At 62.9% G+C, this 15712-nt stretch carries 20 protein-coding genes and 2 tRNA genes; 10 read left to right on the forward strand and 12 right to left on the reverse strand.

Translation table 11 applies throughout. The features are described from left to right. Positions 1-66: 66 nt before the first annotated feature. The 5 genes from G557_RS0104355 to G557_RS11700 all read right to left on the reverse strand — a co-directional run bounded on the left by G557_RS0104355 (position 67) and on the right by G557_RS11700 (position 2800). Complete coding sequence (locus tag G557_RS0104355; protein ID WP_036961126.1) at positions 67-435, reverse strand: FKBP-type peptidyl-prolyl cis-trans isomerase; 369 nt, start codon at positions 433-435, stop codon at positions 67-69. 30 nt (positions 436-465) lie between these two features. After that, complete coding sequence (gene rarD, locus G557_RS11695) at positions 466-1365, reverse strand: EamA family transporter RarD (protein WP_051224522.1); 900 nt, start codon at positions 1363-1365, stop codon at positions 466-468. 80 nt (positions 1366-1445) lie between these two features. Next, positions 1446-1518, reverse strand: a tRNA-Glu gene (locus G557_RS0104365). Between the two features lie 74 nt (positions 1519-1592). Continuing rightward, positions 1593-1871 (reverse strand): metal-sensitive transcriptional regulator, encoded by a 279-nt coding sequence (locus tag G557_RS0104370; protein WP_028245088.1) that lies wholly within the window; start codon positions 1869-1871, stop codon positions 1593-1595. Between the two features lie 59 nt (positions 1872-1930). After that, a complete protein-coding gene (locus G557_RS11700; protein ID WP_156877071.1) occupies positions 1931-2800 on the reverse strand; it encodes a glycosyltransferase family 2 protein in 870 nt (289 codons plus the stop codon). A gap of 203 nt (positions 2801-3003) precedes the next feature. Between G557_RS11700 and G557_RS0104380 the strand changes: the two genes are divergently transcribed. From G557_RS0104380 to G557_RS0104405, 6 genes are all read left to right on the forward strand, one after another. Further along, positions 3004-3741: a VIT1/CCC1 transporter family protein gene (locus tag G557_RS0104380; RefSeq protein WP_051224525.1), complete on the forward strand. Its 738-nt coding sequence runs from the start codon at positions 3004-3006 to the stop codon at positions 3739-3741. 82 nt (positions 3742-3823) lie between these two features. Next, complete coding sequence (locus tag G557_RS0104385; RefSeq protein ID WP_051224528.1) at positions 3824-4882, forward strand: iron-siderophore ABC transporter substrate-binding protein; 1059 nt, start codon at positions 3824-3826, stop codon at positions 4880-4882. Further along, the gene (locus tag G557_RS11705) at positions 4879-5889 is read left to right on the forward strand and encodes a FecCD family ABC transporter permease (RefSeq protein WP_245542766.1); all 1011 of its coding nucleotides are present in this window, start codon (positions 4879-4881) and stop codon (positions 5887-5889) included. Before G557_RS0104385 ends, G557_RS11705 begins: the two co-directional genes overlap by 4 nt. Further along, entirely contained in the window at positions 5879-6916 is a 1038-nt protein-coding gene (locus tag G557_RS0104395) for a FecCD family ABC transporter permease (RefSeq protein WP_051224533.1), read from the forward strand. Before G557_RS11705 ends, G557_RS0104395 begins: the two co-directional genes overlap by 11 nt. Next, positions 6913-7716, forward strand: a complete 804-nt coding sequence (locus G557_RS11710) for an ABC transporter ATP-binding protein (protein ID WP_051224535.1) — start codon at positions 6913-6915, stop codon at positions 7714-7716. Before G557_RS0104395 ends, G557_RS11710 begins: the two co-directional genes overlap by 4 nt. 33 nt (positions 7717-7749) lie before the next feature. Next, the gene (locus G557_RS0104405) at positions 7750-8736 is read left to right on the forward strand and encodes a siderophore-interacting protein (RefSeq protein WP_084626998.1); all 987 of its coding nucleotides are present in this window, start codon (positions 7750-7752) and stop codon (positions 8734-8736) included. Here the strand turns inward: G557_RS0104405 and G557_RS0104410 are convergent. Next, positions 8699-9640: a hypothetical protein gene (locus tag G557_RS0104410; protein WP_051224538.1), complete on the reverse strand. Its 942-nt coding sequence runs from the start codon at positions 9638-9640 to the stop codon at positions 8699-8701. The two genes, G557_RS0104405 and G557_RS0104410, sit on opposite strands and share 38 nt — an antisense overlap. A 115-nt stretch (positions 9641-9755) precedes the next feature. On the opposite strand from G557_RS0104410, the gene G557_RS0104415 reads away from it, so the two are divergent. Then, positions 9756-9827, forward strand: a tRNA-Gln gene (locus G557_RS0104415). A 399-nt stretch (positions 9828-10226) separates the two neighbouring features. Further along, a complete protein-coding gene (locus G557_RS0104420) occupies positions 10227-10883 on the forward strand; it encodes a TPM domain-containing protein (protein WP_028245094.1) in 657 nt (218 codons plus the stop codon). On the opposite strand, the gene G557_RS11715 is transcribed toward G557_RS0104420, so the two are convergent. The 4 genes from G557_RS11715 to G557_RS0104440 form a co-directional block, all read right to left on the reverse strand. Beyond that, a complete protein-coding gene (locus G557_RS11715) occupies positions 10813-11349 on the reverse strand; it encodes an HPP family protein (RefSeq protein ID WP_051224541.1) in 537 nt (178 codons plus the stop codon). The genes G557_RS0104420 and G557_RS11715 overlap by 71 nt on opposite strands. A gap of 144 nt (positions 11350-11493) precedes the next feature. Next, complete coding sequence (locus tag G557_RS0104430) at positions 11494-11925, reverse strand: homoserine O-acetyltransferase/O-succinyltransferase family protein (RefSeq protein ID WP_028245095.1); 432 nt, start codon at positions 11923-11925, stop codon at positions 11494-11496. A 73-nt stretch (positions 11926-11998) separates the two neighbouring features. Further along, positions 11999-12223 carry a PLP-dependent transferase gene (locus G557_RS14295; RefSeq protein ID WP_245542767.1) on the reverse strand — a complete coding sequence of 75 codons (225 nt, stop codon included), beginning with the start codon at positions 12221-12223 and terminating at the stop codon, positions 11999-12001. A 67-nt stretch (positions 12224-12290) separates the two neighbouring features. Beyond that, complete coding sequence (locus tag G557_RS0104440) at positions 12291-13325, reverse strand: hypothetical protein (RefSeq protein WP_028245097.1); 1035 nt, start codon at positions 13323-13325, stop codon at positions 12291-12293. Positions 13326-13502: 177 nt separating this feature from the next. Between G557_RS0104440 and G557_RS0104445 the strand changes: the two genes are divergently transcribed. Both G557_RS0104445 and G557_RS0104450 read left to right on the forward strand, forming a co-directional pair. Then, positions 13503-13805 (forward strand): hypothetical protein, encoded by a 303-nt coding sequence (locus tag G557_RS0104445; protein ID WP_028245098.1) that lies wholly within the window; start codon positions 13503-13505, stop codon positions 13803-13805. Next, complete coding sequence (locus G557_RS0104450; protein ID WP_028245099.1) at positions 13802-14155, forward strand: metallopeptidase family protein; 354 nt, start codon at positions 13802-13804, stop codon at positions 14153-14155. Before G557_RS0104445 ends, G557_RS0104450 begins: the two co-directional genes overlap by 4 nt. 81 nt (positions 14156-14236) lie before the next feature. Here the strand turns inward: G557_RS0104450 and G557_RS0104455 are convergent, their stop codons facing one another. Together G557_RS0104455 and G557_RS0104460 are read right to left on the reverse strand one after the other, a co-directional pair. Next, positions 14237-15112, reverse strand: coding sequence for a 3-hydroxyacyl-CoA dehydrogenase (locus G557_RS0104455; protein ID WP_028245100.1), 876 nt, complete (start codon positions 15110-15112; stop codon positions 14237-14239). A gap of 118 nt (positions 15113-15230) precedes the next feature. Continuing rightward, positions 15231-15683, reverse strand: a complete 453-nt coding sequence (locus tag G557_RS0104460; RefSeq protein ID WP_028245101.1) for an Lrp/AsnC family transcriptional regulator — start codon at positions 15681-15683, stop codon at positions 15231-15233. Positions 15684-15712 lie beyond the last annotated feature (29 nt).

Raw genomic sequence — 15712 nt, forward strand, 5'->3', positions numbered from 1 at the left:
CGCCGCCAGACGACGATGGGCCCGACCTTAACAGTCGAGCCCATCGTTTCTGCAGGTTTTCTCGAATCAGCTCACACCGAGCAGGTCGATCACGAAGATCAGGGTCTGGCCGCTCAGAGGATGCCCGGTGCCGGCTGGCCCGTAGGCCAGATGTGGCGGCACGGTCAGCTTGCGTCGACCGCCGACCTTCATGCCGGGAATACCCACCTGCCAGCCCTTGATCAGGTTCTTCAGCGGGAAGTTGATCGACTCGCCGCGGCTCCAAGATGAGTCGAACTCTTCGCCCGACTCGAAGCCGACGCCCAAGTAGTGCACGTCAACGGTGGAGTTCGCGGTCGCCTCGGCGCCGTCACCGATGACGATGTCTTCAATCTCGAGGCTCTCCGGAGCTGGACCGGTCGGGAATTCGATCTCTGGTTTGGTCAGTTCAGTCATGGCAGCGAGCCTATCTCACACTGGTCATGCTCAGTGGGCAGGCTCGCCCGGCAGCGATCGACGAGTCGCGGAAATGCCCAGCAACACCAATGCCACGGCGATGAGACCGTAGACAGCGATGTCGGCCGGAGTCGGGCGCTCACCAAGAAGCAGTGCGGCCACGAAGAGCAGCATCGGCTCCAGATAGCTCAGCAGTCCAAACACGGTGAGCGACAGCTGCGTGCTGGCGAGGATGTATGCCATCATCGCCACCCCGCTCAGCACACCCAGAACGAGCAGACTCCACCAGACGCCGCTGCCGACCTGCGACAGTACAGCGCCGACTTGTGGAGTGATCAGCACGAACACGGCGAGAGGTGAGGCCACAATCATTTCAAGCCAGAACATGGTGACATCATCGAGCCGCCAAGCTCGACGCATGGCGAAATAGACGGGGTAGACAAAGCCGATCATGGCCGTCACCCACGAAATTCCTCCGCTGAACACCACCTGCAGCCCGACCGCGACGAAGGCACAGACCACTGCGCCGAGCTGCCAGATATTTATCTGGTCGTGAAAGATCACTCGCCCCACCAACACCATCATCAGCGGCATCAGAAAGTAGCCCAGAGAGACGTCAAGGGCATGACCATGCATGGCACCCCAAATGAACACCCACAGCTGGGACGTCACTATGCCCGAGCAGAACAGCAGCACGAGCAGCCCAGCGACGGGATGCGCCCTGAAGCGACGCAGTAACGCAACCAGGTCATCCCACCGCCGGGTAAAGGTAAAAAACACCGCCATCAGCACGATGATGCAGACGATGCGCCATGAAGTGACCTGTTCGGCGGTGAGCGGAGCCAGAGCAGCAGTGAGAAGTGTCGTGAGCCCGAACATGACCGAGGCCGAGACTGAGGCGATGACCCCGACTCTCGCATTTCGGCGCATCAGGGCTCCTTCTGCGGCATAAGGAACTGTGCAGGCAGATATGCGAAAACCCCCGAAACAACCGAGGGTTTTCAGTGTTGTGACCCCAGCGGGATTTGAACCCGCGTTACCGCCGTGAGAGGGCGATGTCCTAGGCCGCTAGACGATGGGGCCGAAAAGCAACCAGATAAGTATTACACAACCTCGGGGCACAAGGCCAATCGAGCCAGACCGGCGTGTCGTTCGTTCTATTCTGCGCGCCCTTTCAGGCCATACAAGTGCACCAGCTCTTCGATGGCACGCTCGCGCTCGTCACCGCCTGCGGCGAGTTGATGTGGCACATGGGTGCGCAGATGGTTTTCAACGAGCAGACCATTGAGCGACGCAAGCGAGCGCTGCACCGCCAGCGACTGCGTGATGATGTCGACGCAGTACTCCTCTTGCTCGATCTGGCGCTCGATGCCGCGCAGCTGCCCCTCGAGGATGCGCACACGATGCAGTGCCCGCTTTTTAATGTCGTCGATCATGCTCACATGATACCCCCGTGGGGTGTGTACGCAGCAGAATCAGTAGACGCCTGATGTCTTCAGTGGCGAGGCATCACCGGCACACGCGGCAGATCGTAGTGCTGGGGCTTGGCTCGGAGATTGCGGATCTGTCGCAGCCCGTGCAGCGACGGATAGATCAGGTAGAGCACCGTTGACGGAATACGGTCGAGGCGACGGTTGAGGCTGTGTGCCCGGTAGGTGCGACGGAACCGCTTGACGTAGTCGTTGTAATCGCTGAAGGCAGTGTCCATGCGTCGAGCTGAGATGCCGCAGATCATGTCAGGCGCGTACCCAACAAACAGGTCATGCTCGGCAAGATGAATCGACAAATCGATGTCTTCGTGCATGCGGTCGTTTTCGTCTTGGCAGACTTCGCCCGCAATCTCATGCCAAGCCTCAGCACGCAAGGCCATATTGCTGCCAAACACGAAGCGATACTCTTTATTGGCTCGCATCAGCAGCTTGCGCAGCTTGTCGTCGATGCGCAGACCGAAGCGCCGAAATGGCATGTCGTAATACATGACTGGCCCGGTCAACGCCATGATGTGCTGGTCACGGAAAGCAGTGGCCACGTGGCGAGTCCAGTCAGGCGTGAGCATAGAGTCGGCGTCGATGCGCCCAATCACATCACCAGTAGCTGCATTGAACCCGGCGTCGCGCGTGGGAATCAGGCCCTGCCGGGCATTCTGCTCGATCAGGCGCAGATGTGCGTCAGGGTGCTCAGCCTGAATTTGATGCACGATGGCAACGGTGTCATCGGTGCTCTTGTTGTTGACGACGATGATCTCGTGTAGTGCAACGCTCTGATTGAGCGCAGACTCAACGCAAGCTCGAATGCGCTCTGATTCGTTGTAGGCGGGAATGACAAGAGAGACGCTGGGGAGCACGCCGGTAACCGGTTCGGTCACTGCAGGATCCTTTCGTTCATGACTCCCACACTAGCGCTCTGTGCACGGTGCACAAGTATGTGCACAGCGTGGCGACCTGCGTGAACGGCGTGCCGATACTCGGCCAACGGGCTCGCGCGTCCTTGCAATACGCCGCTCCGCACTGGGCTTTTCGGCTATACGAAGAGATGCGAAGCCCCGCGGACACACACTAGCGTGGTCGAGTGAGCGCTCCCCAAGACCCCGAAGACATCGCCCGAATCGACCCGCACGAGTACGATCACACGCACTCGAACGTCAGCGGCGGCTGGCTGCGCGCTTCGGTCTTCGGCGCAATGGATGGCCTGGTCTCGAACATCGGTCTGGTCACCGGTATCGGCGCAGCGGGCGCATCTTCTCGAGTCGTACTGCTCACCGGCGTGTCGGGCCTGCTGGCTGGCGCATTCTCGATGGCACTCGGCGAATTCACCTCTGTGCGCAGCCAGAACGAACAGCTCGACAAAGAGGTCGCCACGGAGCAGCAGGCACAACAGCGCAATCCCATCGGAGAGCAAGCCGAGCTGGCTCGCGAATTCGAGGCCATGGGCATGACCACAACCACGGCACGCACCGCGGCCGCCGAAATCCACAGCAACTCGACGCGCACCGTGCATATTCACCTCATGCAAGAGCTCGGCATCGACCCAGACGAACGCCCTTCACCGATCGCCGCGGCACTGCTCTCGTTCCTCTTCTTCTCGATGGGCGCGATTGTGCCGATCATCCCGTATCTGCTGGGCGTGGGCTCTCTGCTCACCGGCTTGGCGGCCGGTTGCGTTGGGCTGCTGCTGGCAGGTGGCCTCGCCGCCAAGGTGTCGGGTCGCATCTGGTGGCGCGGCGCGCTGCGGCAGCTGCTGCTCGGGCTGATTGCGGTCGGCGTGACCTATATCGTCGGTGCAGCCATCGGGGTCGAAGCTTCTTGACGACACTCTGTATCCTCTTGCATTGATTGGTGAGGCATACCAAACTAACGGTTGTCCTTTTTTCACCATCAGGAGTCTCTTTATGACAACCACTCTGACCCGCCGACTGCGCCGCGGAGCACTCAGCCTCGCCGCGCTCACTGCCACCATCGCTCTTACCGCCTGCAGCAGCACCTCGTCGACGACCAACGCCTCAGGATCAGCCGAAGGCGTCACCGACACCTTCCCGATCACCATCGAGCATGCCTACGGCAGCACCACCATTGAGTCGGCTCCCACCCGCGTGGCCACCACCGGCTGGACCAACGAAGACGTCGTACTTGCCCTCGGCGTCGTGCCGGTCGGCATGCCCAAGATCGTTGACGGCGACACCGACGGTGACGGCCTGCAGCCGTGGGTCAAGGCCAAACTCGAAGAGCTGGGCGCCACCGGAGACAACGCGCCGGCTCTCTACGACGAGACCGACGGCATCGACGCCGAGGCCATCGCCAACACCGAGCCTGAACTGATCATCGGCGCACAGTCTGGGCTCACCGAAGAGGATTACACCACGCTGAGCAAGATCGCCCCGACGGTGCCCTACACCAACCTGGCCTGGGGAGCCCAGTGGCGTGATCTGACCACCACGATCGCCAAGTCGCTCGGCCGCAGCGCGCAGGGCGAACAGCTGATCACAGACACCGAGGCACGTATTGCCGAGGCCTCTGCAGCCCATCCCGAACTCGCCGGCAAGTCAGCCGCATTCGTCTGGGTTGACCCGACCAATCTGTCGACGGTGAGCGTCTACACCTCCATCGACTCGCGCCCGGCCTATCTGCAAGATCTCGGTCTCAGCGAAGCGCAGTCGGTCGCTGACCTCAGCGCCGGCACCGAGTCGTTTTACGTCGACCTCTCGTCAGAGCAGATCGACAAACTCGCCGATGTCGATGTGCTGGTGACCTATGGCGATGACGGCACCATTGCTGCACTGCAGGCAGACCCTCTGCTCTCGAAGCTGCCGGCCGTTGCCAATGGTGCCATTGCGGTGATTCCGATGGACAGCCTGCTCTACTCGGCTGCCTCACCCTCGGTACTCTCGATCGACGCCCAGGTCGACAACTACGCTCAGCTGCTCGGTGACGCCGCCGCAAAAGTGAAGTGAAGCCTTCGCTGAGAGCGCTGGCGCTCGTCGGCGCCATTGCTGCGCTGCTCGCCGTCTGCATACTCTCCGTGGCCGTCGGGTCACGAGAGGTGCCACTCGGCGATGTGGTGCAGGCGCTGCTCGACCCCGACCGGCATGACCTGGCCAGTGAGGCGGTGCGCCTGCGCGTACCGCGCACTGTGCTCGGCCTGCTGGTCGGGGCCGCGCTGGCACTCTCCGGCGTGCTGATGCAGGGGCTGACCCGCAATCCACTGGCCGACCCGGGGCTGCTCGGCATCAGCTCCGGGGCAGCCTTCGCCATCGTGCTCGGCATGGTGATTCTCACCATCGACTCACCGGCACAGTTCATCTGGTTCGCGCTCGTCGGCTCGGTCGCCACTGGTGTGATCGTGTGGCTGATCGGCACCCGAAATGGTCGCATCGGCGATCCACTGCGCCTGGCTCTGGCCGGTGCGATCATCGCCTCCCTACTGTCTTCTGCCATTCAGGGGCTGCTGCTGCCTCGAGCGCAGACGCTCTCACAGTTTCGCTATTGGATGGCCGGCGGCCTCGATGGCGCTCGCTTCGAGCAGATGCTACCGGTGCTGCCGTTCTTCGCCGTAGGCATGATCATCGCACTGAGCAGCGGACGCACGTTGAACATGCTGGCGCTCGGCGACGATCTGGCTGCAGGTCTCGGGGGCAGCGTCAACCGCTCGCGCGCGATCGTGGCGACCGGTGCGCTGGTGCTGGCTGCCGCATCCACCGCACTGGCCGGCCCGATTGGTTTCGTCGGCCTCGTGGTGCCACACGCGGTGCGAGCTGTGGTCGGGGTCAACCACAACCGGGTGCTCAGCTGGTCGCTGGTGGCAGGCCCCCTGCTGCTCGTCGGTTCTGATGTGCTCGGCCGCGTGATCACTCGCCCGGCCGACGTGCAGGTCGGCATCGTCACCGCAGTGATCGGCGCACCCGTGTTTATCGCCCTCGTGCTGCGCCAACGTCGCGCTGGAGGTCGTCATGACCACTGAACCACTGCATCTCGAAATCACTCACCGCGCGCTTGCACGGCGCCGCCGGGTGACCTGGACGATCATCGTGCTCGCGCTCGCTTTGGTGGCCCTCTATGTCGTGTCATTGTGCGTGGGTGACCGAACCTACAGCATCGGTCAAGTGCTGCAGGTGATCGCCGGCCAGCAGGTGCCTGGGGCGAGCTTCACCGTCGGCGAGCTGCGTCTGCCGCGGGCGACTACTGCGGTGCTCACCGGGTTCGCCTTTGGCGTGGCCGGGGTGTGCTTTCAGACCCTGCTGCGCAACCAGCTGGCCAGCCCTGACATCATCGGCATCACCGCCGGTGCCAACACGTCGGCTGTGGCAGGCATCATCGTCTTCGGTCTGAGCGGTCAGGTACTTTCGGCATTCTCGGTCGCGGGAGGCTTGATCACCGCCCTGCTCATCGCTGCGTTGGCCTGGGGTCGCGGCGGCGCCTCGGGCAGACTCATTCTGATCGGTATCGCCGTCAGCGCGATGTTCGACGCCGTCACCATGTGGCTGTTGGTCAACGCCAACCAGTGGGAGGTGCAGAACGCCTCGCGGTGGATGACCGGCAGTCTGAACAACGCCTCGTGGGAGACGCTTACTCCTCTGGCAATCGCTCTGCTGGTCACCGCGCCGACACTGGCCGTGCTCGCTTCGCGGCTGCAGACCCTGCGGTTGGGCGATGAGACTGCTGCCGCTCTCGGCATACATGTGATGCGCACTCGCATCAGCGTCATGGTGGTTGCGGTGCTGCTGCTCGCGCTGGCCACTGCTACCACCGGGCCGATCGCTTTCGTGTCGTTTCTGGCCGGCCCCATTGCCATGTGGATGCTCGGCCCCTCGCACTCACCGGTGTTCGCCTCGGGCTTGGTCGGTGCGGTGCTCGTGCTCGCGTCAGACTTCATCGCAACGCATCTGCTGCCCCACACCTATCCCGTCGGAGTGGTGACCGGCGCACTCGGCGGCGTGCTGCTGATCGTGCTGCTGATCCGCTCGAATCGCAAGGAGACTCACGAATGACCGGCTCTGATCACCAGCTCTCGGCTCAGCGGCTCGGGGTGAGCTATGGCGACCACCAAGTGATCTCCGAGCTCGACCTCGTAGTGCCTGATCATCAGGTGGGTGCGATCATCGGCCCCAACGGCTGCGGCAAGTCCACGCTACTGCGCACGCTGGCCCGCCTGGTTCGCCCGAGTGCCGGCCAGGTGGTACTCGACGGTCAGGCCATCCACCAGATGCCCACCAGAGAGGTCGCCCGCACATTGGGGCTGCTCCCCCAGTCTCCACTGGCACCCGAGGGCATCCTGGTCGAAGATCTGGTGAGCCGCGGGCGCGCACCACACCGTTCGGCGTTCACACCGTGGCGCACCGAAGATCATGCGGCCGTGGCCGAGGCTCTGGAGCTGACGCACACGGCAGAACTCGCCGAACGTGCCGTTGATCAGCTCTCGGGCGGTCAGCGGCAGCGCGTCTGGATTGCCATGGCTCTGGCACAGAATACCGATCTGCTGCTGCTGGACGAGCCGACGACGTATCTCGACCTGCATCACCAAATCGAGGTGCTCGACCTGCTGACCGACCTGAATCGCACGCGCGGCACCACCATCGTGATGGTGCTGCACGACATCAACTTGGCCAGCCGCTACGCCGACTGGCTGGCTGCGATGAACGACGGCGCGCTGATCGCCCAGGGCACCCCCGGCGACGTGGTGAGCGAACAGCTCATGCACGACGTGTTCGACCTGCCTGCCCAAGTGATCAGCGACCCGGTGAGCGAGACCCCGCTGGTCGTGCCGATCGGCAGGCACCTGCGCCGCTGACGCGCAGAGTCCACCCCAACAAATGAGGACATTATGAGCACCCCCGACACCACTGCCCTGCCCGATGACTCTGCGATTGCGATCGGTATCGGCGGTTTTCGACCGTACCGCCTCACGGTGGCTCGCAACGAGCGTCTGACACCTCACTTCACCCGGCTCACCTTGACCGGCCCTGACTTGGTCGTGTTCGGCACCGATCGACTCGACCAGCGCATCAAGCTCGTTCTGCAGCTACCTGACGGCCGCTGGCACGATCTGGGGCTCGACGATCCCGAGGCCATTCACACCGGCGCCTGGTACGAACGCTGGCGGGCCCTTGAGCCCGACCAGCAGCACCCGATTCGCACCTATACCGTGCGCAGCATCTACCCAGCGGCCAGAGAGCTCGTGGTCGATGTGGTCCTGCACGAGCCGGCCGGTCCGGCCGGACGTTTCGGCGCTGAAGCGCAGCCGGGTGACGAGATCATTGTGGTGGGCCCTGACGCCCGCTCAGAGCATTCCGCCATCGGCATAGACTTTCACCGTGGCACGGCTCGCGACCTACTGCTGGCTGGCGATGAGACCGCAGCCCCGGCGATCTGCGCCATCCTCGAACAGCTCGCCGAGATCGGCGGCCAATGGCGCATCCATGCCTTCGTCGAGGTGCCGACCAGCGCTGATGCCCTCACCGTTGACGCCCCAGCCGGCACCGCGCTGCACTGGCTCCCCCGCGGCGACCGCGCCCACGGCGAAGCGCTCATCGAGGCGGTGACCGCCTTCACTGCGGCCGACTCGGAGTTTGTGGCACTCGGTGCACTGCCAGCAGAGCGCGAGCCGCAGCAGCTTGAAGACGTCGACATCGACCACGACCTGTTGTGGGAGGCGCCTGAGCAGGTCGTCGGCGGAGCGTTCTACGCCTGGATCGCCGGCGAGTCGGGTGTGGTCAAGCAGTTGCGTAGACACCTCGTGCGCGACCACGGGGTCGATCGCGGTCGCGTCGCCTTCATGGGGTACTGGCGGCAGGGTCGCGCCGAGAACTGAGCCGCGCCACCTCGATCGTCTGCAGCAACCGGCGCCGCAGCACATCGGCTCGCGCGGCGAACTCGCGCTGCCGACTGGCAAACTCGTGACGCCCGGCCGCCGTCTCGATGGGCACCGCCGGCAGGCCGAAATCACTCACGTCATATGGCGACGCCTGCATATCGAGGGTGCGAATCTCACGCGCAAGCTCGAAGGTGTCGAGCAGCAGTTCGCCGGGCACCAGCGGCCCGAGCTTGACCGCCCACTTGTACAGATCCATGTTCGCGTGCAGACACCCCGACTGCTCGAGATCGACCTGCGTGGCACGCTCCGGCTGCAGAGTATTCAGCGGTCTGGCTTCTGGGGTGAAGAATCGAAACGCGTCAAAATGCGAGCAGATGATGGTGCCCTGTTCAACGACTTCGTTGGTGCCGCGCTGGCCCAATCGCAGGGGCAGCTGGGTATGCCGCTGCTCACCTTCGTGCATGTCATAGACCATAGCCCATTCGTGCAGGCAGTTGCAGCCGATCCGCGCCGGCCGCTCAAGCGTGCGGCGAAGCAGCGTCTCGATGAATCCCACCGCTGAGGCACGGGCGTCGAGAAACGCCGCAGCATCGACGCGCACATCGGTGGATGCCCGGTCTGGGCCTGCGGCCCAACCCGCGTACCAGCGCCAGGCGGCGCGGGGCTCGGCCGCGGCATCCTGAAGAATCACGCCCGCACCCGGATGCCAGCGTCGCAGCAGGCTCGGACGATACGAGTAATACGTGAACAGAAAGTCTTCGATCTCATCAGACTCGCCTGTGGCGCGGCGAGCGCGCCACCCTGCGGTCAGAGCATCGGCCCGTTGCTGATGAGCCGCCTCGCGCGCCTGCCACTGCTGTCGTGCGAGCACAATGGGCTGAGGTTGCTGGTCGAGGGGCATGCCCTCCACTGTAACGAGATCAGGCATGCGCACGCGACACGCACAGTTTGAGGTTTGCGCCCGAATGTCCTAAAGTGAGATGTCGGTTCGAGGCACAGCCTCGGATCGAAACCCTTGGGGTATGGTGTAATTGGCAACACAACGGTTTCTGGTACCGTCATTCTTGGTTCGAGTCCAGGTACCCCAGCACTAGCAGGCGACTTCTCTTCATTTCGAAGACTCCTACTCATTCAAATCTCGTCGCTTCAGCAGATCTTGCCTGACCAACTGCCTTGAGCACACAGATGTCGTGAGGTGTCGTTCTCCGTCTCGCTGAACCGCATTTGGTGACACTTCGTGCACCTTCTCCATTCACAAGGTGCCCGCAGGATGCCCCGATTAGACTTGCAGCATCGCGTCATGTCCTGATCGTGAAGGGTTGGGTCTGAGAGGAGATGTCTGTGCGCTCGCCCCATCTCACCGTGTCTTGGTCGCTGCGAATCGGGCGGGTGATGGCCATTCTTGCCACAGTTGCGGTATTACTCGGTGCACTGCCCCATGTCGGCGGCACACTCCCGAACAGCCGCCGACGTTCGGCAGCTCGAACGTGGCCGATTCCGCTGATGTACTGAGCGAGGCTGAGACGCAAGAAGTCCAGCAAACTCTGACCGGGCTGGCTCAACAGCACGGCATCCATCTGCTCGTCGCATACGTGAGCACGTTCGAGTCACCCTCTGACCGCACTGCCTGGACAAAAAAGACCGCCACTCTCAACCAGCTCGGTGACAACGACGGCGTGCTCGGCATCGCCGTCGATCAGCGCCTCTACGACCTGAATGTGGCCGATGACTTCCCAGTTTCCGCCAGTGACCTGACGAAGATTGAGCAGCAGGTCACCTCGAAGCTCGCCGGTGACGATTGGGCTGGGGCTGCGCTCGCTCTCGCCGACGGGGTGTCTGCCGAGGCCGAGCCGAACATCGCCGCTCAGACCAAGGTCGTCGAGAAGCTCAAGAGCGGGCTCGAGGGCATGAAAGAGAAGCTCGTGCAGCTCAAGTCGAAGCGCGACGAACTGGTTGCCCGACAGAAGTCTGCGGCTGCACAGTCACAGGTGCACGACGCGCTCAAGGCCAAGAACTCACTGTTGCTGATCTCTCGGTGCGCGTCGCTTGTGGCACGAGACCCACTTCTGGCGCTCACCGAGAGTTTTCAGTCTGCGCGTCGGGTCTCGGATCTCGATACACCGAGCGCATCAGGTATCGACTGAGCGCACCACTCGCGACGATAATCAGTGTTCCGAGCGCAATCTGCCCCATCAAGGGCAGCCACCCCGCGTCAGAGAGCAGAATCGCGATCGGGTCGCCGCCAGCCGGCGGGTGAGTTACTCGCAATATCGCCATCACTGCCAGTGAAAGCGCCACAGCCAACCCCAGACTCCACCATGTCGTGGGCATGACCGCACGCACCGCCACGCCGATCAGGGCCGACAGCAGGTGTCCACCGATGACGTTGATCGGTTGCGAAACGGGTGCCTGCGGCATCAGAAACACCAGAATGCACGACGATCCAAAGGCAGCCTCAAGCGCGGGCATCCCGCTGACCTGGTTCAGCAGAGCAAGCAGCCCAATGGTCACACCGGCGCCGAGCGCCGCGTAGACGACCGTGCGCCACGGCAGTCTGCCCTGCTCGCGATGCGTCAGGCGACGCCACCATGACCACTTACTGTTGCCCACGCACTCTCCTCTGCCGCCGAGGGCATTATGCCGGGCAGCAGTGTGCTCAGCCGCGAAAGTTCACGACCCTCACTCTGAACGATAGTCTGCGCTGGCTGCGCCGCACGCTCACTCGACTCGCTGCAGCCAGTCGTACGGGGTCGCCTAGTACATGCCGAGATCAAGCCAGTTGGCGAACAACAGCTGCGAATGCGCTCGCCAGGTGATCTCGACGTCGCTCACATCGGTGCCGGTATAGCGCGAGTGCGGCGCGCGAAAGTGGTCATCGAACCCGCGCACCAAGGGGTTCGAACGATCGTCGATGGTGCGGTAAAACCGGTCGAGGTTGTCTTTCGACACATTGCGAGACCCGTGCGACGCCGTCTGCAGAAACTCGACGTCGAGCTGCAACGGAGTGTTGCCCAGCAGCCGAAGCAAATGCACCTCGGTCGCGTGTTTGAGAGGCATGAGGTTCAGCATCAGCAGGCGCAGCGCACGAATGTCCTGCCGAAGCGCACGATCGCGACCGATCACAAAGATGTTCTCGGCAGACAGTTCATCAATCGCGGGCAGCCCCGCCGGCACGCGGATCGGCATATGTCTTCCTCCTCAGACCGTGAGACCCCGCCACAACCGAGTAGGCCGCGGCGGGGTCAGTCGATCGCACGTCTCAGTCAGTCACAGCACGGTCGAGCGCCTGCGCCAAGTCGGCGATCAGGTCGTCGGGATCTTCGATGCCAACCGAGAGACGAATTGTCTCGGGGCCGAAGCCGGCCGTCCGCTGCTCGTCTGCGGTGTGCTGCTGGTGTGTGGTGGAGGCGGGGTGAATGACCAGCGATTTCGCGTCGGCCACATTCGCCAACAGCGAGAAGATCTCGAGGCTCTGCAAGAACAACCAGGCATTGAACGGCGAGAGGGATGCACCAGTGTCGCGCAACAGCCCCGCGCGCGGGATGCCATGCTCACCCCGCGACGGCCAGCCCTGCCGACTCGGGTGCCTGTAGCGCCTGCAGCACGAGACGGCGACAGCGGTCGAACACCTGTGCGTTGCGATCGGCGATCTGACCGACATAATGGCGAGCGGCGAGCTTCAGGTTGAGCGCCTGGCGACGAGTGACCCAGCGACTCTGGATGCGCTGCACCGGCAGCGTACGCAGATAGTGTGCGCCAACGAGGCCCGGCCACGACACCGTGCGCCGTGCCGAGCGACGCGGGTCGGTGCGCATGGCTCTGGAGTTCTGCAGGTCTTCAATGCCATCGAGCATCACGATGCGGCGGCGGTCATACCGTTCCACACTCTGCCAGGCATGCGAGGCCTTGATCTGCACGCCGATCGCCTGACGTGCGGCGGTGTCGATCACCAGCATGTCGGCATTGGCCTCACCCGCGAACCGCTCGAACTGGGGCGGTGCCGGCAGCACCAACACATGGGCGTCACTGCGCGTGGCCTCTAACAAAGCGATGCACGCGTCGATCTCGGTGAGCATGCCGGTGTGCCAGGCCCGAAAGCGATGCTGCTCCTCGTCTTCTCCGGCGATATCGCCCAGCGTCATCTCACGCACCTGGGCAAACAGCATGACGTCGGTGGAGAGCTCGAATCGCGCCTGATCGACCAGCGCACGCAGAGCCGCCTGATCGAGGTCGCCATAGAAGAGCTGGCGCCACAGCCCCAGGCTGCGCGTGTTCAGTCGATGAAAGCTGAACGCGGTCAGATCGTGCAGCATCGCGTCATCAGCCTCGTCATCACCATGCGCGTCAGACGCAGCGAGCAGCTCGGCAGACACCCGTTGATACCACTGCAGATACGTGACGCAGTGAGTGGCGAATTCTTCGGGTTGTGGGGCGATGCCGTCGCGCATCCAATCGTGCAGCAGCCTGCCCCACACCATGCCCTGCTGTTCGGCCTCAGCAGCCAGTGCACTGGTGAATCCGGTACTGAGGCGCTCGTGCTCGGGGCAGTCGCGCTGATACCTCGCGACGTAACGGCTGATCTCCATGCTGCCTCCTCATGCCTTGCCGACACTCGTAGTCTGGCACCGCGCAGCTGTAGAGAGGTTGTGAGACAACCGTGCGTTGGATGCACACTTTTGTCGTCTCGTCAGACCGCCTTGGTAGACTCCCTGCACTGCTGCGCCGGATCCCCCGTCACAGTCTCGAACGCAGAAGGAGCTGACATGGCCCGCATCGTGATCAACGGACACGCCACCAACACCACATGGGAGATCGCCTCCACGCTCTACGTGGCAGTGCGGCAGGCGATCCGCAAGGGCCGCACCGAGAGCCTCGTGCTCGAAGGTGCCACCGACAGCGGCGAACTCATCGTGACTTCGCAGATCATCACCGCCAACACCGATGTCTACGTCGAGTTCTCCAAAGACGAGCTGCCTGCCGAGCAGGCTGAGAGCTACACCACCAACATCGAGGAGTTCGTGGCACGCAACCTGCCCGAAGACCTGCCCACCGGAGAGGCGGAGTGAGCGTCGAACTTGACGCTCAGGCGTTCGCCGAACTCGTCGACGATGTCTTCGACACCATTCCTCAGCACGTGCTTGACGAGCTTGACAACGTGGTCTTCGTCATCGAAGACCGGTGCGCCGACGGTTCGACCGATCTGCTCGGCGAATACGACGGCCTGGCACTGACCGAGCGCACCGACTACGGTCTCGGTGACCTGCCTGACCGCATCGTGCTGTATCGCATCGCACTGCTCGAGCACTGTGCCGACCTCGACGAGCTGCGCCACGAGGTGCATGTGACCCTGCTGCACGAGATCGGGCATTATTTCGGGCTCGAAGAGCACCGCTTACACGAACTCGGCTGGGGCTGAGCGGGGCGCTGCCAATAATTCGGCAGGATGCCCCCACTGCAGACCCAGCCGAGTGCTGGTTGAGCGCGGGTGCGCGTCGAGTTACTTCTTGGTCGGGTAGGTGTAGAAGCCCTCGCCCGTGGCAACACCGAGTTTGCCCTGGTCGATGTAGTTGGTCTTCAGGAACTCAGCAGCGCGAGCGTGCTGCTCACTGCCGGCGTCACCCGCAGCCTTGCTGATGTTGTAGGCAGTGGTCAGCCCGACAATGTCGAAGATGCGGAACGGCCCGGCAGGTGCGCCCGTGCCAATGGTCCAGGTTTTGTCGACAGTCTCGGGGTCGGTGTAGCCGTCGACCACCAAGAACAGCGCGGCGTCGAGCAGCGGCACCAGCAGCGAGTTCAGCACATAGCCGGCCTTCTCTTTCTTGAGCACGATCGGCACTTGGCCGATCTGCTCGGCGAATTCGATGACCTGCTGAGTGATCTCAGGGCTGGTGGCCGGGGTGCCCTGAATCTCTGCGGTGTTGTGAATCCAGATTTCATTGGCGAAGTGCAGCGAGAGGAAGCGGTCGGGGCGGCCGGTGTAGTCAACCAAGGCGCTCGGCAGCAGCGTTGAGGAGTTGGTGGCGAAGATGGTCTTCTCGGGAGCCAGTTTGGCCAGCTGCTCGTAAGTGCTCTGCTTGATGTCGAGGCGCTCGGGCACGGCCTCGATCACGATGTCGGCGTCGGCCACGGCAGCGGCCAGATCTGAGCTGGTGGTGATGTTGGCCAGAGCGGCCTGCACCTTTGCGTCGTCAGCGCCGGGCAGCTGGGCTTTGTAGACCTCGGCGAGGTGCGCAAAGCGCTCTTTCGCCTTCTCGAGGATCTCGTCGCTGATGTCGTAGGCGGTCACTGAAAAGCCGTGATAGGCGGTCTGGAAGATGATCTGCGAACCGAGCACACCGGTGCCGAGGACGGTCACGTTCTTGAGAGTGGTCATGAAGTTGGTCTCCTGTCTTTCTTATGAATGAGACACTCTCAGTCTATGGTCTTCAGGCTGTGTCAAAGCCGTGATTGCGCTCTCTGTGAACTGCCATTTCGCAATGTGTCTCAGCGTGTCACACCGGCAGTGGCCGATCGCTCACCACGTTGCGCATCACCAGCGTCGAGCGCAGGCGTTCGACCCCCGGAATGCCGGTCAGACGTTCGTCGAATAGCCGCTGATAGTCCTCCAGCGATCGAGTCACCACCTTGACCAGATAGTCAGGTTCGCCGAACAGCCGCTGCGCCTGCACCACCTCGGGAATGTCTGCCAGTTGCTGCTCGACCGTGGCGAACGTGCTGCTGTCGCTGCGCGAGATGGTCACGAACAGCAGCGCCTCGAAGCCGAGCCCGGCCTTCTTCGCATTGATCACCGCATGGTAGCCCTCGATCACCCCGCTGGCCTCCAACGCGCGCACCCTGCGGTGACACGGCGACAGGCTCAATTGCACTCGTTCGGCCAGCTCGGTGATGGATTGTCGACCATCTCGCTGTAGCTCAGCAAGAATCTTCTTATCAATGGCATCCATAGCGAGAAATCTACCAAACAAGCCCAGCA

This window comes from Pseudoclavibacter soli DSM 23366, from assembly GCF_000423505.1.
In the GTDB taxonomy this organism is placed as follows: Bacteria; Actinomycetota; Actinomycetes; order Actinomycetales; family Microbacteriaceae; genus Pseudoclavibacter_A; species Pseudoclavibacter_A soli.